The sequence below is a fragment of the Chryseobacterium kimseyorum genome, assembly GCF_025971945.1.
Taxonomy (GTDB): Bacteria; Bacteroidota; Bacteroidia; order Flavobacteriales; family Weeksellaceae; genus Chryseobacterium; species Chryseobacterium kimseyorum.
Window position 1 is genome coordinate 248,654 of record NZ_JAPDHW010000006.1, and the last position, 24,708, is coordinate 273,361.

Annotated in this window: 27 protein-coding genes; 26 read left to right on the forward strand and 1 reads right to left on the reverse strand. The window is 35.2% G+C overall.

Annotated elements, in window-relative coordinates:
- The first annotated feature begins 78 nt into the window (after window positions 1-78).
- The 26 genes from udk (at window position 79) to OMO38_RS10890 (ending at window position 24,054) form a co-directional block, all read left to right on the forward strand.
- Window positions 79-693, forward strand: coding sequence for a uridine kinase (gene udk, locus OMO38_RS10765; RefSeq protein ID WP_050380023.1), 615 nt, complete (start codon window positions 79-81; stop codon window positions 691-693).
- 3 nt (window positions 694-696) lie between these two features.
- Window positions 697-1,053, forward strand: coding sequence for an FtsB family cell division protein (locus OMO38_RS10770; protein WP_264750181.1), 357 nt, complete (start codon window positions 697-699; stop codon window positions 1,051-1,053).
- 102 nt (window positions 1,054-1,155) lie between these two features.
- The gene (locus tag OMO38_RS10775; protein ID WP_264750182.1) at window positions 1,156-2,316 is read left to right on the forward strand and encodes a methylmalonyl-CoA mutase family protein; all 1,161 of its coding nucleotides are present in this window, start codon (window positions 1,156-1,158) and stop codon (window positions 2,314-2,316) included.
- An 81-nt stretch (window positions 2,317-2,397) separates the two neighbouring features.
- Window positions 2,398-2,781, forward strand: coding sequence for a GxxExxY protein (locus tag OMO38_RS10780; RefSeq protein WP_264750183.1), 384 nt, complete (start codon window positions 2,398-2,400; stop codon window positions 2,779-2,781).
- 14 nt (window positions 2,782-2,795) lie between these two features.
- Window positions 2,796-3,929, forward strand: a complete 1,134-nt coding sequence (locus tag OMO38_RS10785) for a class I SAM-dependent methyltransferase (protein WP_406567312.1) — start codon at window positions 2,796-2,798, stop codon at window positions 3,927-3,929.
- Between the two features lie 130 nt (window positions 3,930-4,059).
- Complete coding sequence (locus OMO38_RS10790; protein WP_264750184.1) at window positions 4,060-4,320, forward strand: hypothetical protein; 261 nt, start codon at window positions 4,060-4,062, stop codon at window positions 4,318-4,320.
- Between the two features lie 134 nt (window positions 4,321-4,454).
- Complete coding sequence (locus OMO38_RS10795; RefSeq protein ID WP_264750185.1) at window positions 4,455-5,834, forward strand: dipeptidase; 1,380 nt, start codon at window positions 4,455-4,457, stop codon at window positions 5,832-5,834.
- 112 nt (window positions 5,835-5,946) lie between these two features.
- Entirely contained in the window at window positions 5,947-6,951 is a 1,005-nt protein-coding gene (locus tag OMO38_RS10800; protein ID WP_264750186.1) for a T9SS type A sorting domain-containing protein, read from the forward strand.
- A gap of 148 nt (window positions 6,952-7,099) precedes the next feature.
- The gene (locus OMO38_RS10805; protein ID WP_264750187.1) at window positions 7,100-7,861 is read left to right on the forward strand and encodes a T9SS type A sorting domain-containing protein; all 762 of its coding nucleotides are present in this window, start codon (window positions 7,100-7,102) and stop codon (window positions 7,859-7,861) included.
- Window positions 7,862-7,940: 79 nt separating this feature from the next.
- Entirely contained in the window at window positions 7,941-8,648 is a 708-nt protein-coding gene (locus OMO38_RS10810) for an SDR family oxidoreductase (RefSeq protein WP_264750188.1), read from the forward strand.
- A gap of 144 nt (window positions 8,649-8,792) precedes the next feature.
- Window positions 8,793-9,539 carry an electron transfer flavoprotein subunit beta/FixA family protein gene (locus tag OMO38_RS10815; protein ID WP_264750189.1) on the forward strand — a complete coding sequence of 249 codons (747 nt, stop codon included), beginning with the start codon at window positions 8,793-8,795 and terminating at the stop codon, window positions 9,537-9,539.
- A 105-nt stretch (window positions 9,540-9,644) separates the two neighbouring features.
- A complete protein-coding gene (locus tag OMO38_RS10820) occupies window positions 9,645-10,592 on the forward strand; it encodes an electron transfer flavoprotein subunit alpha/FixB family protein (RefSeq protein ID WP_264750190.1) in 948 nt (315 codons plus the stop codon).
- Between the two features lie 189 nt (window positions 10,593-10,781).
- On the forward strand, window positions 10,782-11,381 hold the full coding sequence (locus tag OMO38_RS10825) for a bifunctional nuclease family protein (protein WP_264750191.1): 600 nt from the start codon (window positions 10,782-10,784) through the stop codon (window positions 11,379-11,381).
- A 17-nt stretch (window positions 11,382-11,398) separates the two neighbouring features.
- Entirely contained in the window at window positions 11,399-12,781 is a 1,383-nt protein-coding gene (locus OMO38_RS10830; protein WP_264750192.1) for a nucleoside permease, read from the forward strand.
- A 108-nt stretch (window positions 12,782-12,889) separates the two neighbouring features.
- The gene (locus OMO38_RS10835) at window positions 12,890-13,444 is read left to right on the forward strand and encodes an RNA polymerase sigma factor (protein ID WP_264750193.1); all 555 of its coding nucleotides are present in this window, start codon (window positions 12,890-12,892) and stop codon (window positions 13,442-13,444) included.
- On the forward strand, window positions 13,410-14,108 hold the full coding sequence (locus tag OMO38_RS10840; protein ID WP_264750194.1) for a hypothetical protein: 699 nt from the start codon (window positions 13,410-13,412) through the stop codon (window positions 14,106-14,108). The genes OMO38_RS10835 and OMO38_RS10840 overlap by 35 nt, the downstream gene beginning before the upstream one ends.
- A gap of 77 nt (window positions 14,109-14,185) precedes the next feature.
- Window positions 14,186-15,268, forward strand: coding sequence for a hypothetical protein (locus tag OMO38_RS10845; RefSeq protein ID WP_264750195.1), 1,083 nt, complete (start codon window positions 14,186-14,188; stop codon window positions 15,266-15,268).
- Between the two features lie 159 nt (window positions 15,269-15,427).
- Complete coding sequence (locus OMO38_RS10850; protein WP_264750196.1) at window positions 15,428-15,811, forward strand: hypothetical protein; 384 nt, start codon at window positions 15,428-15,430, stop codon at window positions 15,809-15,811.
- On the forward strand, window positions 15,808-16,212 hold the full coding sequence (locus OMO38_RS10855) for a hypothetical protein (RefSeq protein ID WP_264750197.1): 405 nt from the start codon (window positions 15,808-15,810) through the stop codon (window positions 16,210-16,212). The genes OMO38_RS10850 and OMO38_RS10855 overlap by 4 nt, the downstream gene beginning before the upstream one ends.
- A gap of 77 nt (window positions 16,213-16,289) precedes the next feature.
- The gene (locus tag OMO38_RS10860; protein ID WP_264750198.1) at window positions 16,290-17,468 is read left to right on the forward strand and encodes an acetyl-CoA C-acyltransferase; all 1,179 of its coding nucleotides are present in this window, start codon (window positions 16,290-16,292) and stop codon (window positions 17,466-17,468) included.
- 7 nt (window positions 17,469-17,475) lie between these two features.
- Window positions 17,476-17,685: a hypothetical protein gene (locus OMO38_RS10865; protein WP_264750199.1), complete on the forward strand. Its 210-nt coding sequence runs from the start codon at window positions 17,476-17,478 to the stop codon at window positions 17,683-17,685.
- Window positions 17,686-17,888: 203 nt separating this feature from the next.
- A complete protein-coding gene (locus tag OMO38_RS10870; protein WP_264750200.1) occupies window positions 17,889-19,367 on the forward strand; it encodes an MFS transporter in 1,479 nt (492 codons plus the stop codon).
- Window positions 19,368-19,440: 73 nt separating this feature from the next.
- A complete protein-coding gene (locus OMO38_RS10875; RefSeq protein WP_264750201.1) occupies window positions 19,441-20,367 on the forward strand; it encodes a mevalonate kinase family protein in 927 nt (308 codons plus the stop codon).
- 11 nt (window positions 20,368-20,378) lie between these two features.
- A complete protein-coding gene (locus OMO38_RS10880) occupies window positions 20,379-21,308 on the forward strand; it encodes a UbiA family prenyltransferase (protein ID WP_264750202.1) in 930 nt (309 codons plus the stop codon).
- Window positions 21,309-21,671: 363 nt separating this feature from the next.
- Window positions 21,672-22,838 carry a proline dehydrogenase family protein gene (locus OMO38_RS10885; protein WP_264750203.1) on the forward strand — a complete coding sequence of 389 codons (1,167 nt, stop codon included), beginning with the start codon at window positions 21,672-21,674 and terminating at the stop codon, window positions 22,836-22,838.
- A gap of 187 nt (window positions 22,839-23,025) precedes the next feature.
- Window positions 23,026-24,054 carry a T9SS type A sorting domain-containing protein gene (locus tag OMO38_RS10890; protein WP_264750204.1) on the forward strand — a complete coding sequence of 343 codons (1,029 nt, stop codon included), beginning with the start codon at window positions 23,026-23,028 and terminating at the stop codon, window positions 24,052-24,054.
- Window positions 24,055-24,104: 50 nt separating this feature from the next.
- Here OMO38_RS10890 and OMO38_RS10895 read toward each other — a convergent pair whose 3' ends face one another.
- Complete coding sequence (locus tag OMO38_RS10895; protein WP_264750205.1) at window positions 24,105-24,641, reverse strand: helix-turn-helix domain-containing protein; 537 nt, start codon at window positions 24,639-24,641, stop codon at window positions 24,105-24,107.
- Window positions 24,642-24,708 lie beyond the last annotated feature (67 nt).

Here is a 24,708-nt window from a genome sequence, read left to right on the forward strand (position 1 = left end):
CCATGATTTGAATGAATATTTTAATCTTTCAATTCTTAAATCTTTTAATTGTTTTATATTTGTACAAACTATATTAGAATGCTTGTAATAGGAATTGCGGGAGGAACAGGATCCGGCAAAACTACAGTTGTTGATAAAATCATTCAGCAGCTTGATATTGAAGGGATGAATATTTTGTCTCAGGATAATTATTATCACGATAATCACAATCTTACACTGACAGAAAGAGAAGCGTTAAACTACGATCACCCCAAGTCGATAGATTTTGAACTGATGCTTAAACATGTAAAAGCATTGAAGAATAACGAATCTATCGAGCAACCTGTTTACAGTTTTGTGACGCATTCCAGAACGGGCGATCACGTTACTGTTGAACCGAAAAATGTTTTGGTTGTAGAAGGAATTTTGGTTTTGACAAATAAAGAATTGCTGAAAGAATTTGATTTAAAAGTCTTTGTACACGCAGATTCAGACGAAAGACTAATCAGAAGGATCAGGAGAGATACACAGGAAAGAGGAAGAGATCTAAACGAGGTTTTACACCGTTACCAGACTACTTTGAAGCCGATGCATCAGGAGTTTATAGAACCGTCTAAAAACGATGCCGATCTGATAATTCCCAATATGAAGCAGAATTCTGTAGCGATAGACTTTCTAACAACGGTGATTAAGAATTCATTGAGAAAACACTAAAAAATGGCGGTAAAAGAATTAATTAAAGACATCAAACCAAAATCAGAAACCATCAGATTTCTGCAGCATTATGTATTGAATAAATATGTGATTGCAATATGTCTTTTCTTGGTATGGATGGTATTTTTCGACAAAACTTCGTTTTTGGTTATCAATGAACTTAACGGAGAAATCAATAAATACGAAGAGCAACTCGACTATTACAAATCAGAATATGAAAAGAATGACCAATTCTACAAAAAGCTGATGAATAATAAATCTGAGAAAGAAAAATACGCCAGAGAAAATTACTTTATGAAAAAACCTAATGAAGAAATTTTCATCTTGGTAGTTGACAGCGCAAATATTGCCAAAAAATAATTTCATGAACTGTCTGATGTTAATTTTGCTTTGTAAGTGAATTTAAATTGACACGCACAGCGAATTCACCTTTCACAACTCACCACTTCATACTCATAGTCTATGTCACAAAATACATTTGAAAGCTGGGAAAATCTCGTTAAGAAACAGCTGAAATCGGAAGATATTTACACCGTTCTGAAAAAAGAAAACTTGGAAGGAATTGATGTAAAACCTTTTTACGATGCTGTTGAAAAACCTTTAGTCAATCTTCCCAAAGTAGAAGAAAGTACGCATTTGGTAGCAACCTATCATGAAACGCTGGAGGAAGATGTCTTTGCGTTTTTATTAAATGAGAATGTTGAAAATCTGGTTGAGAAAACAATTTTTATCAACAATAAAGATTTGGCAGAACACATCAGTCCTGCCGATGAAGATCAGTATTTTTCATTAATTGATGTTTTTGATGAAGGTGAAGCTATGATTAATGATCAGCTGGTCAAAGAATTACAGGCAAAAAGTTTCAAAAGAAATTTATGTATTGATGTTGCACTTCACCAAAATGCCGGTGCGTCTATAGTACAGCAGTTGGGAATTGCTTTGGCTAAAACTAAAGAGTTGGTAGAAGTGTATGGAGAAGAAATTTTAGATAAAATATTATTCAGGTTAGCCGTAGGAGGAAATTACTTCTTTGAGATGGCGAAAATCCGTGCGTTTAAATTGGTTTTTAATCAACTTTCAAAAGAATATGGTTTAGATGATATTCCATATATTTTTGTCGAAACTTCTTCGAGAAATAAGTCGGTTTCAGACAGCGAAAACAATCTGATTCGCTCCACTTTAGAATTAGGCTCGGCAATGATTGGCGGCGCAGATGCGGTGTTCAGCACCAATTATCAAATTGGAAATAACACTGAAAATTCTGAGGAAATTTCATTTAAGCAGCAAATCGTTTTAGCGTACGAAAGCATCATCAATGTCTTTGAAGACGCCTCAAATGGAAGTTATTACGTTGAAGATATCACCCAGCAGATTGCAGAAAAATCTTGGCAGTTCTTTTTAGAAATTGAAGAAGCTGGAGGATATTTAGAATCACTAAAACAGGGAATTATTCAGAAAAAAATCTACGACCAGGCTGTTCAGGAGCAGAAATGGGTTGAGGAAGGAAGGATAAAACTGATTGGGGTGAATCTGTACCCAAAATTAAAGGTTAAAAAATCTGTTGAAGAATTATACAGCGAAAAAGAAATAAAAGCGGTGCGTTGGGCTGAGATGTTTGAGTGATTTGTCCCACAGATTGCACAGATTTTCACAGATTTTAGAGTTGAATATTTTGTAATTTAAAAATTGTAAAAACACATTACGATGAAAGAAAATGAAATAAGTTTCTTAATCCGAAAATCCATTTTTGATGTGTATAATGAGCTTGGGCCAGGTTTATTAGAAAAAGTGTACGAAAAAGTTTTAGCTTTTGATTTAAAAAGTAAAGGTTTAAGAGTTCAGACTCAAGTTCCAATTCCAATAAAATTCAAAGGTTCAACTATTGATTCAAGTTTTATTGCGGATATAATTGTTGAGGATAAAGTGATAATTGAAATAAAATCGATTGAGGAAATAGGTAATGTTCATCATAAACAGCTTTTAACTTATTTAAAACTTACTAATCTGAAGTTAGGAATACTTGTTAACTTTAATACAGATTATATCGACAAAAATATTTTTAGAAAAATTAATGGTTGCATCTCATAAAATCTGTGAAATCTGTGGGAGATAAAGTTCAACAGTTCATCAATGCAAATCTAAACACAGATCTGCATTCGCTATTATTAAAAAAGTCTCCATTTCCTGATGTTTCGATGCAGGAAATTGTTCAGCAGATTAAGGGAAAGCATGTTGCACAGAAAAAGTTTCCGTTTCTACTGAAGGATGGAATTATTTTCCCTCCGCAGCTCAACTTAGAGCAGTCTTCATCTGATAAAACTGCAGTTTATAAATCAAAAATTTTGGAAGGAAAGAAATTTATTGACCTGACCAGTGGTTTCGGGATTGATGCCTATTATCTTTCAGAAAATTTTGATGACATTACTTTGGTTGAACAAAATCCTGAACTTTTACAGACTGTAGAACATAATTGGACTGTTTTAGGAAAAAAAGCAAAGTTTATCAATCAGAAATTAGAGAGTTTTTTAAGTGAAAACACTGAAGATTTCGATGTCGTTTATCTCGATCCAGCGAGAAGAGACCATCAGAAAAATAAAGTTTTTTTGCTGGAGGATTTGTCGCCCAACATCCTTGAAATTCAGGAAAAATTACTTTCTGTTTCTCAACAGGTTGTGATTAAACTATCCCCTCTCATTGATCTAAAATATCTCGTTTCAGTACTAAAAAATATTTCCCGGATTGATATTATTGCGCTGAAAAATGATGTAAAGGAGATTGTAGTTTTTTTATCTAAAGAAAATTCAGAATCCATTCAATGTCACTGTATCAATCTTGAAAGTGGAGAATCTGACTTCCAGTTTCAGTTTGGTGATGAGGAAAATGCGTCTGCAGAATATGCTGGACCAGAAAAATTTATTTATATTCCAAACAATACCTTATTAAAAGCCGGAATTTTTAATTTGATTTCAGAGAAATTTAATCTTAAAAAACTACATCCCAACAGTCATATCTATACTTCAAATATAAGAATTGACAGTTTTCCGGGAAGAATATTTGAGATGGAAGTTATTGATGGAAAGCAGATTAAAAAGAAGGGGCAGTTTAATATTATTTCTAAAAATTACCCACTGAAGCCTGAAGAAATTAAGAAAAAGTATGGATTAAAAGATGGCGGAAATGACTATCTTATTTTTACACAATCCAAAAAAGGAAAATTAATATTAAAATCAGTCTGAAAATGTTGCTGAAAAATGCAATATTTCTTACTTTTGAGCAATCAAAAATTTTGGTACAGAATCGCAGTGCTTGTTAGTCAAGAACATTGAGCTATTGCAGATGACCGTTTAAAGAAAATAAATAAATCATATGAAAAAATTAATTATATGTTTGGCTATCGCAACAGTAGCAGTAAGCTGTAAGAAAATTCAGGCTGGCGGTAATAAGAATACTTTGAAACTTGAAGAAGGTGTAGAAAGATATTCTGACGATCACCAAGGTGGTCACGACGGTCACAGTGCTGAACCAGCTCACGCAACTCCTGCACATGGTGCTCACGAAACTGAAGCTCCAAAAGCTACCGACAGCGCAACAGCAAAACATGCGGATTCTGCAAAAGCCGGACACTAATTGTTCTCAAAAATATACATCAATCCTGCACATGTGCAGGATTTTTTGTTTTAATAATGACCTGAGAGATAAAACGCTCTTTTTGTTTGTTCAGGCAGTCCAATTTTTTTAAATTTAGCCAAATTAAAATGACAATGCAAGAGACATTAAATTACATCAACGAAAACAAACTTCGTTTCGTAGATGAATTATTTGAATTATTGAGAATCGCTTCCATTTCAGCTGATCCAGCTTACAAAAATGAAGTTTTGCTATGTGCAGATAAAGTAGCAGAACATCTTAAAAATGCAGGGGCTGACAATGTTGAAGTGTGCCAGACCAAAGGGTACCCAATTGTTTTCGGAGAAAAATTAATAGATAAAAACCTGCCGACTGTTCTGGTATATGGTCACTACGATGTTCAACCGCCAGATCCTTTAGAATTATGGAGAAAACCACCTTTTGAACCTTATATTGAGAAAACAGAACTACATCCGGACGGAGCCATTTTCGCCAGAGGTTCTGCAGATGATAAGGGACAGTTTTTCATGCAGATTAAAGCGTTTGAAGCAATGATGAAGACGAATTCTCTTCCTTGTAACATCAAGTTCATATTTGAAGGTGAAGAAGAAGTGGGTTCTGTAAGTTTAGGTGATTTTGTAAATGAGTTTAAAGAGAAATTATCTTGCGACTGCATTTTGATTTCTGATACCCACATTTACAGCAACGAACAGCCAACCGTAACGACCGGTCTGAGAGGTTTGAGCTATGTAGAAGTAGAAGTGGAAGGTCCGAACAGAGATTTGCACTCAGGACTTTATGGTGGCGCAGTACCCAATCCAATTCATATACTTTCTAGAATGATAGCTAAGTTAATTGATGAAGACGGGCAGATCACTATCGACGGATTTTATGACAATGTAGAAGACGTTTCTGATGCCGACAGAGCAGACATGAACAAACTGAAAGACAATCCTGAAGAATTCAAAAAATCTATTGGTTTAAATGGTGTAGAAGGTGAAGCAGGTTACACGACCTTGGAGAGAACATCCATTCGCCCGACTTTAGACTGCAACGGAATTTGGGGTGGTTATACCGGTGAAGGTGCAAAAACAGTAATTCCTTCAAAAGCTTCTGCAAAAATATCTATGCGTTTGGTTCCTTATCAGACACCTGAAGAAATTACCGAAAAATTCACCAGATATTTCGAAAAAATTGCTCCGGATAATGTAAGAGTGAAAGTAACTCCGCATCACGGTGGAATGCCTTACGTCTTACCTACGGATACTAAAGAATATTTAGCCGCAAAAAGCGCAATGGAAACTGCTTTCGGAAAAGAAGTTCTTCCTTACAGAGGTGGAGGAAGTATTCCGATCACGTCAATGTTTGAGCAGGTATTAGGAGCAAAGTCAGTATTGATGGGCTTTGGTTTAGATTCAGATGCAATTCATTCACCTAATGAACATTATGGTCTGTTTAATTTCTATAAAGGGATAGAGAGCATACCTTTATTTTTTGAGAATTATTCTAAATAACAATAATGAATCCTTAAGAAGTTTTCTTAAGGATTTTTTATATTTTAACATTATTTATAATTAAATATGTGAAACTTTATTATATTTACATTAAATAATTTAAATAAATATTATGAAAAAAATTCTATCTTCTATATTGTTGACTTCTGCAACAATGATGATGTTTGGTCAGGTTATCGATACGCAGAATTTTAATTCACTGACAGCTGGAAATGTAGGAACTAACTTTGCAGGAGCTACTGCTGGTCAGGGTGGTTACTATTTGGTCAATGGCGTTGCTACCGATTATCAAATTGCAACTATTGACGCAGCACATGGAAACTCTCTCAAAATTACAGCAGGTTCTGGATTTGCTGCAACCTCAGATCCAAATAATCATTCAGCTGTAAAGCTGGTTGCTGTTGATCCATCAATAGGTAATAATGTGATCAAAGCGACTTACAGTTTCTACACTGGTTCCGCGAATGGTACGGGTTCTATCTATTTTACATTGATTGATGATGGTACAACGCCTGCAGTTATTGCTGGTGCTGTGTATAATGTTGTAACCAAAACAATTTCGGCAGCAGGTGCCCGTCTAAACGGTGGAGTTAGACAATTTGCCTTATTTAAAGCTTTAGATGGCACTTATCCTGCAAACACATGGGTAACGATAGGTATTGCTTATAATATGACTACAGGAGCATCTACATTTTATACTCCGCAAGAAACATATTCATATAATGCTCCAGTAGCGCCCATAGCACTTCTTCCAGGATTAGATATTGGGCAGTATCGAAGTTATAATTTTAATGCAACCGGTAATACAACTGCTTACAACTGGGCAATTGATGATGTTAATCTTTTATATACAGATAATATGAATTTTCTGGCAACAAGTGAGTCAGAAATTCAAAAAACTAAAAGTACGATCTATCCAAATCCAACATCAGAAGTTTTAAATATTAAAACAGACTCAAAAATAAACGGAGTATCTGTGGTTGATCTTTCAGGTAGAAAAATTAATGTAAAATTGGAAGGTGATAAAGTCGATGTTTCAACTCTTTCGGCCGGAACTTACTTGATTAACGTAGAAACTAAAGAAGGTATTTCTACAGAGAAGTTCATTAAAAAATAATTTTCATTTATAACTTAAGAAAACGCTTTATTTTGAGCGTTTTTTTTATAATTAATTATTAAAAAAAAATTAAAAACTCACATTATCTGAAGATAATTTTTGTTAGATTATATAATTTTTTATAATTTTAGATAAAATAAAAATAGTTATGAGAAAAATTTTACTTACAGGACTAATTGCTATAAGTTCTATGGTATTTAGTCAAGCTACAACAAATATTGCTACAGCGACTTATACAGGAGCTTCATTTGGAATTTTGTATAATGGTGCTCAATTATCAGGTACATTAACGAGTGCTACTATAAACGCTACACTATCTGCTCAGACAGGAACAACATGGGCGAATGATCTGACTATTATGGTTCTACCAACTAGTGCTATAACCGGTACACCTCTTCTTCAAGTAGGAGGTGATTCTAATTTTGGCGCTACTGAAACTGGTGCATGGCCAAATGGAGGAGCTAGTACTGCCGGTACAGTTGTTAATGGTTCTTATTCCTTAACAACACCGATTAATTTCACTGCTAATCCTGCATATACAGTTAGAATTGGCAATGGATATGCAAACGCCAATCCACCAACAAATTCCGGGACTTGGACAAATATAACTGTTACATTAACTGGGGTAACTGCATCGGTATTAGGTACCACGGAGATAACTGCAAAATCTGGTGTAAACGTAAGTGTTTATCCAAATCCAGTAGTCGATGTCTTAAACGTGATGACAAAAGACTCTAGGATTAATCTTGTAAGTATTACTGATATTTCTGGAAAGGCAATTAAAACAGTATTGAGCTCCGACAAAAAGAATGAAATTTCTATAGATGTGACTGAGCTTACAGCAGGAAACTATTTGTTAATTATTGATTCTGAAAAGGGTAAGTTTAGCAAAAAATTCATCAAAAAATAAATACTGATAAATCTTAGTATATTTAAAACGCTCCGATAGGAGCGTTTTTGTTATTTTAGAGAAATAAATTTAAAATATTATGATAGAAAATAAAGTAGCCTACATAACTGGTGGAACGAAAGGTATCGGCTTTGGTATTGCTGGAATATTACTTCAGAATGGGATTTCTCTTGCATTTTCAGGGAGAAATAAAGAAGATGTAGAAAAAGCTGAAACCCAATTGAAAAAGTTTTCGGAAAATGTTTTAGGATTGGTTTCTGACGTTAGAAGTTTAGAAAGTGAGCAAAAAGCGGTTGAAAAGATTACGGACAAATTCGGAAAGCTAGATTTTGTTATTGCCAATGCAGGATTAGGGATTTTTAAACCGGTTGACGAATTAACTTCAGAAGAATGGAATTCGATGATTGAAACGAATTTGACCGGAGTTTTTCACACATTAAAAGCATCCGTTGAAGAATTAAAAAAGACGGAAGGATACTATATCACCATCTCAAGTTTGGCTGGTGCCAATTTCTTTGAAAACGGAACAGGGTACAATGCTTCAAAATTCGGTGTTGTCGGGTTTACGCAGGCTGCAATGATTGATTTGAGAAAATATAATATTAAATCGACCGTGGTGATGCCGGGCTCAGTGGCAACACATTTCAACGGAAATGAACCTTCGGAAAAGGATAATTGGAAAATTCAGCCCGAAGATATGGGGAATTTAATCTTAGATATTTTAAAAATGAATCCACGTGTTTTGCCAAGCAAGATAGAGTTTAGAGCAACAAAACCAAAGAGTTAGAAACTTATAATGCGCTGAATAATAATTAAATAAGTATTATGCATGCATAATATATTTTTTATTTATATTTACAACACTTAACAAACAAAATCACTTCTTCAGTTTTATCATCTGATGAAGTAAAAAGAAAAATATATAGTACATATGAAAATATTAGTTTGTATTAGTAGTGTTCCTGATACTACTTCTAAAATTAACTTTACAGCAGATAAATCTGCATTCGACAAAAACGGAATTCAGTGGGTAATCAATCCGCTAGACGAATTTGCTTTAACAAAAGCAATAAAATTACAGGAATCTCAGGGTGCAACTGTTACCGTGATGAATGTAGGTGATGCTGGAACAGAGCCGGTAATCAGAAAAGCATTGGCCATAGGAGCAAATGATGCAGTAAGAGTAAATTTAGATCCTAAAGACAGTTATTCTACAGCAAAAGAAATCGCTTCCGTAGCTCAAAATGGCGGTTATGATTTGGTTCTTTGCGGAAAGGAATCAATCGATTATAATGGTGGTTCTGTACCTGGAATGGTTGCACAGTTGTTAGGTCAGCCTTTCGTAAATGCTTCGGTAGGTTTAGATGTAAACGGAAGTGAAGCGACTGCTGTGAGAGAAATCGAAGGAGGTAAAGAAACAATTTCTGTGAAATTACCTGCTGTAATCGCTGGTCAGAAAGGTTTAGTTGACGAGAAAGATCTGATTATCCCAAACATGAGAGGAATTATGTCTGCAAGAACAAAACCTTTGCAGGTTGTTGAGCCTACTTCTTCTGAAGTAAAAGTTCAGGGTGTTTCTTATGACTCTGTACCGCCAAGAGCAGCTGTAAAAATGGTTTCTCCAGACAATTTAGATGAGTTGGTAAGATTACTTCACGAGGAAGCGAAAGTTATCTAATAAGATTCAAGTAAAAAGTAAAAAGATTCAAGTAATGTGATTCGAAGTTTAAATCTCAAATTTCAAAGCTTGAACAAAAAACCTTAAACTTTAAACAAAATTAAAATGGCAGTATTCGTATACGCAGAAAATATAAACGGAGTTTACAAAAAAGCAGCTTTTGAAGCAGTTTCTTATGCTAAAGCAGCGGCTGATCAGGCTGGCGAAACAGTTACAGCAATCTCTGTAAACCCTACAGATTCTTCAGATTTATTGTATAAATATGGAGCAACAAACGTAATCAACATTAAAGACGAAGGTCTTAAAAATTTCTCAGCAAAAGCTTATGCGCAGGCATTGAGTGAAGTGGCTGACGGAAATATTCTTGTTTTTCCTCATACTACAGATGCTTCTTCTGTTGCACCAATGTTGGCAGTGATGAAGAATTTTTCTTTAATTACCAATGTCTTGGAAGCGCCGGAAAGCCAGTCTCCATTTCAGGTAAAAAGAAAAGCATTCTCAGGAAAAGGTTTCATGCATGCAAAAGCTGAGGGAGCTGGAGTGATTCTTACTGTTTCTCAAAACGCTTTCGGTGTAAAGGAAAACGCAGTTTCAGGGTCTGAAGAAGTCAAAAATCTTTCCGTGGCAAATGAAGATACGAAAGTAATTTCTCACGAACAGAGTTCAGGTAAATTAGACTTAAAAGAAGCCGAAGTTGTAGTTTCTGCAGGTAGAGGGATGAAAGGTCCTGAAAATTGGGGAATGGTGGAAGACTTGGCAAATACTTTGGGTGCAGCAACGGCGTGTTCAAAACCGGTTTCCGATATTGGATGGAGACCTCATACAGAGCACGTAGGACAGACAGGTAAGGCAATTTCTCCAAACTTATATATTGCCATCGGTATTTCTGGAGCTATTCAGCATCTGGCTGGAGTAAACTCTTCTAAAACAATCGTGGTCATTAACAGTGATGCTGAAGCTCCGTTCTTCAAATCAGCTGATTACGGTGTGGTAGGAGATGCTTTCCAGATTCTTCCTGCATTAAATGAAAAAATTAAAGCACTTAAAGGATAAGAATGTGAAGTGTGAATGGTCAATTCGCTTCGCTTGTCAATTTTTAAAATAATAAATTCACTTGCGAAGCAAAATTCACGACTGACCTTTGACAAACATCAACAATATAGATAAAAGCTCGGCTTCCGGGCTTTTATTTTTGTTTAAAAAGTAAAACCTACAATAAAAAATTAATTTATATTTGTAGTCATGGATTATAAACAGCTAATCATTCGCGGAATATCGTACAGCCAGACCCAATCGGGGGCGTACGCATTGTTATTGGAACATGAAGAAACACACATTAAGTTACCCGTTGTTATCGGGAATTTCGAAGCACAATCCATTTCATTAGGCTTAGAGAAAGACATTCATCCGCCACGTCCGCTCACCCACGACTTATTTTCGAAATTTATAGTATCTGCTCAGTTTGAGTTGATATCTGTTATCATTTATCAGATTGTTGACGGCGTATTTTTCTCAAATATCAATTTCAAAAATAAACTGAACGAAGAGGAGTTGATCTTAGACGCCAGAACATCAGATGCTGTTGCAATGGCAGTAAGATTCGATGCACCAATTTTCACTACTCAACAGGTATTGAATGAAGCCGGAATTTTACTGGAATTGGAAGATACCGCCAAGGAGGATGATGTTTTTTCTGAAACTGTTCAGGAAGGAGACAATCTGAAAAATGTTTCTATGGAGGAATTGCAGAAGTTGCTGGACGACGCTGTAAAAGAAGAAGATTTTGATACTGCTCTTGAGATTCAGGAGGAAATCAAAAGAAGAAAAAAGAAAATTGATTAAGATATTATAAAAACACAATGAGTTTAAAATTACGATTGACCATTCTGAGCTTTCTGCAGTTTTTTGTTTGGGGAGCCTGGCTTATAACGATGGCGAATTTCTGGTTCGGTACAAAGCATTGGGATGGTACTCAGTTTGGAGCAGTTTTCGGAACAATGGGTATCGCGTCTATTTTTATGCCGACCATCACCGGAATTATTGCTGACCGTTGGATTAATGCTGAGAAAATATTTTCGGCACTTCAAATTCTTTACGGAATCACCCTTTTCATATTGCCACACAGCGAAAATCCCAACTCATTCTTTTCAGTGATGTTGGTTGCCATGTGTTTTTATATGCCAACAATCGCTCTGGCGAATTCTATCTCATACACGGTTCTTAAAAACAGTAATTTGGATGTGGTAAAAGACTTTCCGCCCATCCGTGTTTGGGGAACTATAGGATTTATTGTTGCAATGTGGATCACCAACCTTACCGGTAATAAAGCTACTGAGGGACAATTCTACATCGGAGGTATTGCTGCAATTATCCTGGGAATCTACGCACTGACATTACCGAAATGTCCGCCACAGAAATTAATTGATAAAAGCACACCGTTATCTGAACAGTTAGGTTTAAATGCCTTTAAGCTATTCGGGAATTACAAAATGGCACTTTTCTTTCTGTTTTCAATGCTCTTAGGTGCGGCCTTACAGCTGACCAATGCTTACGGAGATGTTTTTCTAAGTGAATTTGCTCAATTTCCGAAATATGCAGACTCATTTGTAGTACAGAGATCAACCATTATCATGTCGATTTCTCAGGTTTCTGAGACCCTGTTTATTTTGGCAATTCCATTTTTTCTAAAAAGATTTGGGATTAAAAGAGTGATGTTATTCTCAATGTTTGCCTGGGTCCTGAGATTCGGATTTTTCGCTTACGGAGTTCCTACAGGATATGGATTGGGATTGATCATTATGTCGTGTATTGTTTATGGGATGGCATTTGACTTCTTTAATATCTCAGGTTCATTATTCGTTGAAACGACGACTGACAAGAAGATTCGTTCTTCTGCACAGGGTTTATTTATGATGATGACCAATGGTTTCGGAGCAGTTTTTGGCAGTTATGCAGCAGGTTGGGCGATTGACAGATTCTTTACTCACAGGTTTACCACGGCTTCAGATTTATCAACCTATTTAGATACAACACCAGACAATGCATCATTTTTAAATATTCTGAAAAACAGTTTTAATTCTGCTGTTAATCCAGACGGAACTCTATCAACGGTAGTGATGGTGAAAGACTGGCAGCAGATCTGGCTTTACTTTGCAGCGTATTCTCTGATATTGGCAATACTTTTCTGGGTGCTGTTTAAGCACAAACACGATCCTAAAGCGGTAGCCAACATTAATCACTAATCTCAAATATTCTTAAATAACAGATTGCACTTTAAATAAAAGTGCAATTTTTTTTATTTTCAGACAACCATTTTAAACTTTTGACGTCTTACAGTTAGAAACTGATACATGAAGAATTTAGAAGAGAATTTTAAACTTGCCAAAAAACAGGATCGGAGAGCCCAGAAAGCTCTTTACGAATTGTTTTCAGCTAAAATGCTGGCGGTTGCAAATTCTTACACAAATAATATTCATGATGCTGAAGATATTTTATTAAATGCTTTCTTAAAGTGTTTTAATAAAATTGAAGATTGCAAAGAATGGAAAAGTTTTCCGTTTTGGCTGAGAAAGATTGTAGTCAATGACTCCATCACCTTCGTCAGGAAAAATAAAAATATTCTCTATGCAGATATTGAAATTGCTGATGATTACCCGGAAGATGAGTCGGATGAAAATCTCAACGAAATTAATATCGAAGAAATATTTTCTCAAATGCCTGCAGGCTATCGACTGATCTTCAATCTTTATGTTTTTGAAGAAAAAAAGCATCAGGAAATCGCTGAGATGATGAACATTTCAGAAGGCACCAGCAAAAGCCAATTAAGCAAGGCCAAAAAATGGATTGCTGATTATTTAAAAGCAAAAGAAAATGGACAAAAAAATACTGAAACAGTTAAAATCTGATTACGAAGAGCTTGAAATAAAGCCTTCTTCAGATCTGTGGGATCAGATTGATGCTTCATTGGAAAAAAAGCCTGAAGTTATCCTTCAATCCGCTACTTCATTTCAATGGTGGAAATATGCAGCGGTTATTTTATTACTGATTTCTGTGGGAACATTGATTTTCTACAACCGAGATTTCAACGCTGAAAAAGCAAATTATGCTGTTAAGAAAAATGTTGAGAAAGAAGTATTGAAGAATGAAAATCGTTCAGAATTAATTACTGACAAAGAAAGTTTAAATGAGAATATCAGTCCGAAAATTGTAAAGGAAGAGGCCCATCAGAAAATTTTACATAAGTACTCTCAGAATTTAAAAATTACAAAAGAAAATTCTCCCAGCCACATTTCTGAAAGAACAGAAACAAAAATAGTACTTAATAAATCTGAAATCAATGATGATAAACAGGAAAAGGTCGAAAACCACAGTCTGCCTCTTGTTTCAAATACCCCAAAAGTAAGTTATGTAACTGCAAACGATCTGTTATTGGCCAGAGAACTTGATGTGTCCCGTGAAAAAGCTAATGAGGACGCACGAAGATTCGGGGTTATTCCTATTGATAAAGTAATTCCAAAATTGGGCAATGTAACAGTTCTGGGTGTTACCGTTTATGTAGACCCAAAATAACTTAGCAACTTCTTTTAAAATTTGCTGTCACACAGGTGTACAGAAGTAAAATAATGTCTAAAAATAACTATCTAAACATGAAAACAAAAATTGCTTTACTCTTAGCTATCATTGCTTTTTCTTACACTCAGGCTCAGGAAAAACCTTATACCGACATCCAGATGAGAAATTATGCTAAAAAGATCGACAGCATTATCGTTTCTGAAAAAGGTAAAATGAACGGTGAGCTGGATGCTTTGGATAAAACTTTTAAAGAAAATAAATTTTCTACAGAAGAAAAGCAGAAAATGAAAACAGAAGTTGCTCAAAAGTACGAGAAGATTATCAATGAAAAAGTTGACAGTCAGAAAGAGAATCTAGAGGAGGCGACAAGAGTATTGGTTAAAAGCTCTCTGATGGGGAAAGGGAATGTTTTTGATCAGATTGGTTTTGCACAGAATAATGCACTTCTAAGTTTTAAAGATTTAAAAAAGACTAAAAAAGAACTGTTGAAGCAAAATGATATAAATATATCGTTTGCGTATTCAAATCTTACAAAATCTGCCGGTTCTTTAGATTTAGCAAACAGGTCTTCAGAAATGAAATTTGGCAGATCGTCATCTTACGTTTTCGAATATCGCGCAACTCGGCAGTTTGGTGCGCTCACATCGCCCGTTTTTTATAGGATAGGACTGGGTTTGCGAACTGATACTTACAGACTTGATGATTCCAAAATTTTTGTTCAGCAGAACCGTCAGATTTCTCTTTCTGACTTTACAGCAGGTAATTTAATAAATTCAAGAATTTTTAATTATTATTTTACGGTACCGGTTGATTTTGTTTTTGTTCTGAATCCGAAGTATACTACTGAAAATGGTGAAAAAATGCTCGATAATTCAAAAGGGAATTTCAGAGTTTCGGCTGGAGTTTATGGCGGAGTAAGATATTTAAGCCAAAACCAAATCATTTATAAAAACTTTGAAGACAATAGAATAAGCAACAGAGAAAACATACGTGGATCTGTAAATAATTTTCTGATGGGTGGTAAGATTTCTGTCGGTTATGGTGCTTTAAACGTGTTTGTTAAAAAAGATTTCACCCCGATTTTTAATGATAATGCCAAGATTAATAACAAATATGGGATTCAGATTGGTTTGGAATTACTGTATGTTAATTTTTAATTGTATATCAAAAGTTAATTTCCATTACATAATAAATAATTTTTCGTGAATTTTTTTGTCGATCATTATTGTTAATATTCAAATATCTGATTTTAAAAACACACTCATTGTAAGTGTGTTTTTTTTCGTACTTTGGCATTTTAAGAATGAAATTAAAAGATGAAAAATATACAGTTGGTCGGATTAATTTTAGTGGTTGTAGGAAGCTTCTTACCACTCGTTCACGTTCCGATTATCGGAAACTGGAACTACTGGCAGGTTGATCATTCTTTAGCTTTTGCATGTTGGATTTTCTCAGCTATTGCATTGTTTGGAATCTTGAACAACAGTCAGAAAATCACTAAAATATTCGGTATTTTACTAATTCTGCTGTTTATCTTCACTATTTTCGCAACGAAATATCAGGCATTCAGCTACTTCAGTTTTCTTCCGTTTAAATCATGGACGGAAACTTTAGCCGCAACAGTGAAGCTGAAATGGGGTTGGGCTGTCGAATTTTTGGGAGCATTAATCATGCTGTTTGCAACTAAGAAAAAAATATGAGAGCAAACTCACTTCTGATAATTCCGTTTATTTTCTGCACTTCCAACGTCATCGCTCAGGAACATTTTCTTCTTCCGGATAACCCTGCAAAATGCCATCTGATGAAAGAAGGAAAGTTTATCAAAGAAGGAGAACCTGCAAAAAAATGGAATATCGTTATTAAGAAAGATGCTCAGCGGGAATATACCAACAACGGTAAAGATTACATCAAATATAAAGTCGAGTTTATCGATAACTGTACATACAAAACCACAGTTACAGGAAAATCGGACGGTAAAAATCCGATAAGAATAGGCGATGTAATTACCAATAAGATTGTAGAAACAGATCATCAGTTCATCAAAATTTCGTCTCAGTATTTTAACAAAATAGAAGAAATTATTCTTGAAAAAGTAGAGTGAGAAACACTTCACAATTTGGCATCTTGCTTTGATTGTGAAATAAATTATTATACATACTAATTAAATTAATTAAACATATGAAAGAAGTATTCATCGTTTCCGCAGTAAGAACTCCAATGGGAAGTTTTATGGGAAGCCTTTCAACAGTTCCGGCTACAAAACTGGGAGCAGCAGCAGTAAAAGGAGCATTAGATAAAATTAATCTTGACCCGAAAAATGTTCAGGAAATATACATGGGCAACGTTTTGCAGGCAGGTGAAGGACAAGCGCCGGCACGTCAGGTTGCATTAGGAGCGGGTCTTTCAAACGAAACTCCTTCTACGACTATCAATAAAGTTTGTGCTTCAGGTATGAAGGCTGTTACCATGGCTGCACAGGCCATTAAAGCTGGTGATGCAGACGTTATTGTTGCTGGTGGGATGGAAAATATGTCTTCAGTTCCACATTATTATAATGCAAGAAATGCCACCAAATTAGGTGATGTGAAAATGCAGGATGGAATGGTTTTAGACGGTCTTACAGATGTTTATAACAAAGTTCATATGGGTGTTTGTGCAGAAAAATGTGCGACAGATTATCATTTTACAAGAGAAGATCAGGATAATTTTGCTATCGAGTCTTACAAGAGATCTGCGAAGGCATGGAGCGAAGGGAAATTTGCTGACGAAGTAGTTTCTGTTTCTATTCCGCAGAGAAAGGGTGATCCTATTATTTTTTCAGAAGATGAGGAGTACAAAGCAGTTAATTTCGACCGACTTCCTACACTTCCTACCGTTTTCAAAAAAGAAGAAGGAACGGTTACAGCAGCCAATGCATCTACTTTAAATGATGGAGCATCTGCTTTAATTCTTGTTTCTAAAGAAAAAATGGAAGAATTAGGATTGAAGCCTTTAGCAAAAATCGTTTCTTACGCTGACGCGGCTCATGAGCCTGAAAACTTTACAACAGCACCTTCAAAAGCATTACCGATCGCTCTTAAAAAAGCTGGTTTAGAAATTTCTGATATCGACTTTTTCGAATTTAACGAAGCGTTTTCTGTAGTTGGTTTGGCAAATAATAAAATTTTAGGGTTAGATGCTGCCAAAGTAAATGTAAACGGTGGTGCAGTTGCACTGGGACATCCACTTGGAAGTTCAGGTTCGCGAATTATTGTTACCTTGATCAATGTTTTAAAGCAGAACAACGGTAAATACGGTGCTGCAGCCATCTGTAATGGTGGTGGTGGTGCATCTGCTATTGTTATTGAGAATATGTAAGAAACTCATGAAAACAAAATACGCCATTGCAGTCTTCTTAGCAGGTTTTCTAATTAATATTTTAGGCGCCTGGCTTAAAATTACGCACATTTCGTTAGGACTTCTGAATGGAAATTTATGCCTAACAATTGGATCTTTGATTCAGGGGCTGGGTCTTTTAATGATTATCTTTAAAATTCTGACCAATAAAGAATCTAAAGATTTTTTCAATAAATAATTTTTGTTTGCAGATAAATTAAAACCAAAAGCAGTAATGTTTTTGGTTTTTTTTTTGACTGCAATTTAACCGATTCACTCCGACGCAACTTGCGACAGAGTCAGCATTAAGTTAAACCAAACAATAATATTTCTCCGAAACAAAATAAAAATCACTGAATGTTCAACGGTTTTTCTATTTTTGTGCAACTAATACATTTTAAAATGTCTGAAACTGAAATTCAACCTTCACAAAACATAAAGAACAACCCAAAGATCATGAAAGCCTGGGCAGTCTACGACTGGGCAAACTCTGTATATTCTCTGGTAATTACCTCTGCAATTTTTCCTATTTACTATACAATTCTGACCACTGCGTACAACAAAAAAGAGTATGTAGCAGCAGCGAATGAAGTGCAGGAAATTCCGGTGAGAAATATGATTAAAGTTTTTGGGGAAACGTACGAGCCGGAAGCGGTTCTAAGTTTTTCTTATGCTATTTCTTTCTTTTTGGTTGTGCTTCTGTCTCCATTTTTATCATCATTAGCCGATACTATCGGAAATAAAAAATCATTCCTGCAGTTCTTCTGCTATCTGGGAGCAACATCTTGTATGGGATTGGCCATGTTTACGGGAATGGAAAATGTGTTCCTGGGATTATTGTTCAGCATCACAGCGAGTGTCGGTTTCTGGGGAAGTTTGGTATTTTACAATTCATTTTTACCGGATATTGCCACGCCGGAAAAGCAGGATTCACTTTCTGCAAAAGGATATATTTATGGATATTTAGGTTCTGTGGTTTTACTGATTATCTGTTTGGTATTAATTCAGGTAGTTGCGAAAGGTCCTGAACAGACCAATATCTATATCAGAGTCAGCTTTCTGTTAACAGGAGCATGGTGGTTTGGTTTTTCACAGTACACGTTCAAACATTTGCCTCAATTTGGCGATGTAAAAGAAAAGTTGCCAAAAGATTTGGTTTTACTGAACTATAAAAATCTTTTTAAAAGACACGACGAGCAGGGCGGTTTTTTTGAAGTTTTAAAAGACAACATCAGTTTCTATAAAGATATCGCCAAAGAAAGTTTCAGAGAATTATTCAGAGTGGGAAGCAAACTGTTTGCTGATAAAAGTCTGAAATTCTTTTTATTGAGTTTCTTCTTCTACAGCGTTGGGATGCAGACGATTTTCCTGATGGCTGTACCTTTCGGAAGTACAGATATTTTCCCGAAGCAGGCAGATAAATACAAATTAATTATTACTATTTTGGTAATTCAGATTATTGCGATTTTTGGAGCTTTCTTATTCTCAAGATTATCAAAAAAAATTGGAAACAAAAATGTGATTACGATCGCCGTTGTGATCTGGATCGTATGTTGTATTTCTGCATTCTCTTTAAACAAAGAAAATCCTAATCTTCAGCTTCAGTTCTATGCTTTGGCAGGTCTTATTGGTTTGGTAATGGGAGGTTTACAGGCGATGTCCCGTTCTACTTACTCAAAGCTTTTACCGGAGAATTCTATGGAAAACACAACGTATTTCAGCTTCTATGATGTGCTCGAGAAGATAGCGATCATCTGTGGAATGCTTATTTTCAGTGTGATCATTCAGAAATTCGGGAATATGCAGTATGCATTTATTGCAATGTCTACATTTTTTGCTGCCGGTGCAATCACTATCAGATTCTTAAAATCTAAGGTTTAAATTACGTTATTGGCTTAAAATTTGTTAATATTCAGCAGAATATGTTAACTTTGCACCATAGAATAATTACACAATGACGAACCCTCTATTTTACGCTAAAATCCTTCTCTTTGGAGAATACGGAATCATTGAAGATTCACAGGGCTTAACACTCCCATACAGCTTTTATAAAGGGACTCTGAAATTCTCGTCATTGGATTCAGACTTTGAAAAAAAGTCTAATGGTCATCTCATTAAATACGCAGAATATCTACATAATTTAGAACTTCCAGAAGGTTTTGAATTAAATGTTTCTGAATTTCAGAAAGAAATTTCCCAGGGTTTATTTTTCGACAGCAATATTCCTCAGGGATATGGTGTGGGAAGTTCTGGAGCTTTAGTGGCTGCCATTTTCGAAAGATATTCTTTTACTAAATATATTCCTGACAACATTTCTAAAGATGAACTTAAAAATCTGAAAAAGGTTTTTGGTTTAATGGAAAGCTATTTTCACGGAAGAAGTTCAGGTATTGATCCGTTAATCTGTTACATGAATCTGCCGATTCTTATCGAAAATAAGGAAAGCGTAGATAAAGTTTTAATTCCTAAGAGTGAAGAAGGTAAAGGCGCTATTTTCCTGATTGATTCGGGAAGTATAGGAGAAACGGGACCGATGGTTCAGATTTTCTTTGAAAAAATGAAGACTGAAGGTTTCCGCAAAACTTTGAAAGAAGAATTCATCCGTTATAATAATGCCTGCATCGATTCATTCCTGAAAAAAGATATGAATCCTTTCTTCAGAAACCTTAAAAAACTTTCTCACTGGGCCTACGAACATTTTCGTCCGATGATTCCTGAAAGCATCTTTAACGTGTGGAAAAAAGGTTTGGATTCCAATGCTTACTACCTTAAACTTTGCGGAAGCGGAGGTGGTGGATATATTTTAGGTTTCACCAAAGATTACGATAAAGCTGAAAAAATGCTTGACGGTTTTCATAAAGAAGTAATTTACAGATTCTAAAGCGGCCCGGAATGAATTCTGAAAAAGAAACTTTCCAGGAAAAGAATTTTATTTCCAAATCTCTGTTTTACAGACTTTCACAATTTGTCGGTTTTCTTTTAGGAGCACGGTTTTTCGTTGCTATCCTTCTGACTTTTGCATTATATGTTTCTACATTTTTCCTGTTCAATCAGGAAGAATCTTTCAGAAATTTCGTCTTCGATTTTAAAGTTCACGGGATTATTTTCTGTACCGTTCTGTCCATACTTTCCGGCGGAATCATTAATCAGTTCTACGATTTTGAAAAAGATCATATTGTAAAACCGTTCAGAACAAGAATTCAGAGCTTTATTAAGCAAAAGTATTTTCTGTATGCTTACCTCGCTCTCACTGTAATTTCTTTGGGAGTTGCAAGTTTTATATCTTATAGAGTCCTTATTTTCTTTATTATTTACCAGTTTTTTATGTGGTTTTACAGTCACAAACTGAGCCGGATTTTAATTTTGAATAATCTCACATTCGTTAGCCTTACATTATATCCTTTCTTTGGAATGATGGTGTACTATGAGACGTTTTCAAGAAAAGTTCTGCTGATGGCCATCTTTTTATTCCTGATTCTGTTGTGCATTGATATTGTAAAAGATACCTTAACGAAAAGCGTGGATAAGACATTTGGCTATGTTACTATTCCAAATTATTTCAAGAGTAAAACCACCAAAATCATCATTATTTCTCTGCTGATGATTACAATGGCCGTTTCGATGAAACTTATTGCAAAGACAGGAATTTCAGGTTTTATGGCTTACTATTTTGCGTCAGGACTGTTCATTATGATTTCCTGCATTTATTTACTTCTCAATTCTTCTAAAAAGTCTAAATTTTTCACACTCAATATTTTACGTTTTTGGGTTTTTGTAGGCATTATCGCAATGTTGCTCAATGGAATCGAGGGCAAATTATAGGTTGATTTTACCGCAAATCGAAGATTCAACGAAGTCAAAAGACATAAAAAGGACTTCTTAAAAAGGATTCAAAAGATGAGAAGATGTTATATGCTTCAATTTTGAATATCTGAAAGATAAACTCGGTGTTCTTTGCTTAGTGAAACGCCCTTGCCTCAATTTAAAATTATATTTATTTGAATCAGCGAAACTGCGTTTTGCGAACTTAAAAGCAGTCTGCAGTAAAAAAAAATATCTGTGAACTTTGCGACAAAAATACACCAATTTCAAGGTGAGAATAGGCATTAAAAAAACTGAAAAAATATATTTTAAAAACATTCAGGTTATTCTTACATTTGCCAAAATCAAAACTTAATAAAAAGGATGCCCATTTTTAACGATACTAAAGTCGCATTTGCCGATAAAACAGATGCTCAGTTGAGAAAAGCGTATTGGATGTTTAAAATGATTGAACAGCCGGCTTTGACCAATATCGGAACTTCTCTGCTTAATTTCACAGTACATAATAACTTTCCATTTGTCAACGGAATTGTAAAAAATACCTTGTTTGAACAGTTTGTAGGTGGTGAGACTCGTGAAGAAAGCATGAAGGCGGTGAAGCAGCTTTTCAAAAGAGGCGTTGGAAGTATCTTCGATTACTCGATTGAAGGGAAAGAAGATGAGGAAACTTTTGATGCCGTTTGCCAGGAAATTAAAGACATCATTAAATTTTCTGTGGGAAATCCTGCAATTCCTTTTATCGTTTTTAAGCCTACCGCTTTCGGAAGAATTGATTTATATGAGGCAGTCGGAAAAAATGCAGAACTCACTTCAAGCCAGAAAGAAGAATGGGCGAGAGTGGTAAAGAGATTTGATGAAGTCTGCAAACTTTGCCATGAACATAGTAAGAAAGTGATGATCGATGCCGAAGAATCGTGGATGCAGGATGCAGCTGATCAGCTTTGCGAAGAGATGATGGAGAAGTATAATCAGGAGAAACCGATTGTATGGAATACTATTCAAATGTACAGAACGCACCGCTTAGAATATATGGAGGCGAATCTTCAGAGAGCAAGAGAAAAGAATTATTTCATTGGTTACAAGATTGTACGTGGTGCATATATGGAAAAGGAAAGAGCGAGAGCTGCAGAAAAAGGTTATGCAGATCCTATTCAGCCAACGAAAGATGCTTCAGACAAAAATTATAATGCTGGTATTGATTTTATATTGAATCATTTGGATAAAGTTTCTGCTTTTTTTGGAACACATAATGAAATCTCTTCGGAGCTTGTTATGGATAAAATGATAGCGAAAGGTCTCGAAAATAACAATCCTCACATCTATTTTGGTCAGCTTTACGGTATGAGTGATAATATCAGTTTCTATCTGTCTGATAAGGGTTATAATGTGGCTAAATATCTTCCATACGGACCGGTGAAAGATGTTGTTCCGTATCTTACGAGAAGAGCCCGTGAAAACACTTCTGTTGCAGGGCAAACTGGAAGGGAACTTGGCCTGATTAAAAAAGAGCTTGAAAGAAGAAAAGCTTAAAAAAACATATTTTTAAAAACAATTTAACTCCGTGAAAACGGAGTTTTTTTTGAATCATATTATTTATAAAATAAATGGTTTGTTAATGGATTATTTATTTTAATGATAATCATTAAATTTTTATGTCAATTTAATATAAATATTATATTGTTTATTTAATTTTGATAAGAATTTAAAAAATATGTATATGACTAAAAATTTCCTTTCTGCTATCATTTTATTAGCGAATCTTACAACTGCGCAAACCACTTATACTAATGGAGGTCTGAGCACAGGAGCAACAGCAAACGCAGGTACCGCAGCACCTGCTGGATATACCTGGTCTGAACTTCAGAATAATACAGGTAATACAACAGAAGCAAATACAAGTTCAGGATTTTCTGCAATGTACAGCAGTGCAACTGCAAATTATTTTCTGGCTGATGATTTTGTAGTTCCTGCCGGAACGCAATGGCAGATTTCGGCGATCGACTTTTTTGCATACCAGACAAATTATGCAGGAACTACAAATCCCTTTACAACAGTCAGAGTTAATATTTACAGTTCAGATCCTTCAGTTGCAGGAGCTGTCAGCGTTTTTGGTGATGACACCACAAACAGGTATGCATCAGGAGTAGATTCCAATATGTACCGAATCTTCAACAGTGCAGTTCCAAATGCTTTAAACATTCCAGGTACTACCCGTAAGATTTGGAGAATAAAAGCAAATACTGTTGCTACCCTAAATCCAGGCACCTATTGGTTAAAATATCAACTTCAAAATGCAACAATTGCGAGCGCAGGATTTTCTCCAACAGTTACCATTCCGGGAAGTAGAGGATTAGCCACTTTCAATGCTAAGCAGTTTAATGCAGGGGTAAGTCCACAGGTATGGACCACTTTAATTGATGACGGAACTCCTGCAACAGCGCCAGATTTTAATGTAGATATACCGTTTATCATTACATTCACAACATCAACGTTGGGAACAGATGAAGTAATGCAGTATGACAACAGAGTACAGATTTATCCAAATCCTGTGAAAGAATCTTTCCAGATAAACAATCCCGGGAAAATGATTATCAGCAGTGTGGACGTTATAGATACTTCAGGTAAGCTGATCAGAACATTAAAAGGGGCACAGGAATACAATGTCTCAGATTTACCTAAAGGAAATTATATTCTTAAAATAAAAAGCAACGAAACAACGAAAATAACAAAGATGGTAAAGCAATAAATTTTACTTTATCTTATTAAAATCTGATCTTTAATCTGGATCAGATTTTTTTATGGCTCAAAACTTTCAAATTTTCCGTTTTCGTAAAACAGAACGATTCGTTTTATTTTATGAGTCTGATTTTCAATAGCTTGATTAATTAAATATTCTTTAGATTTTTCTAATGGCTGAGAATCGGATATTTTTTCTTCTTCTTTACTTTGATGGGAAATAATCGATTCTCGCACTGCCTGAATTTCGTCGGCTTTTCTTTCCTCCGTTCCAAAATCATCATCGTCATTCATCATTGTAAATAAATCGGGAAGAGAAGTCGGTTTTGTTCTCTCCTCCAAACTTTCGTGTTCCGAAATTTTTTCATCATCTGGCAAATCAGATTTCAACATTTCACCATCACCAGTTACGAGCCAATCCCAGAGAATTTCAGGAAACCTCGATTTAATTTTAATAATAAATTCTAGAGAGGGTTTATTTCTTCCGGAAGTAATATGTGAAATAGAAGAACGCTGTACATCGATTTCGTCTGCAAACTCAGAAGAGGTCAGTTTAGAGTATTCGATAACCTTTGAAATTCTCTCATTTAAACTCATAGAAATAAGCTTTTAATCTAATTACAAATGTAAATATAAAATTTACAATTGCAAAATACAAAAGTAA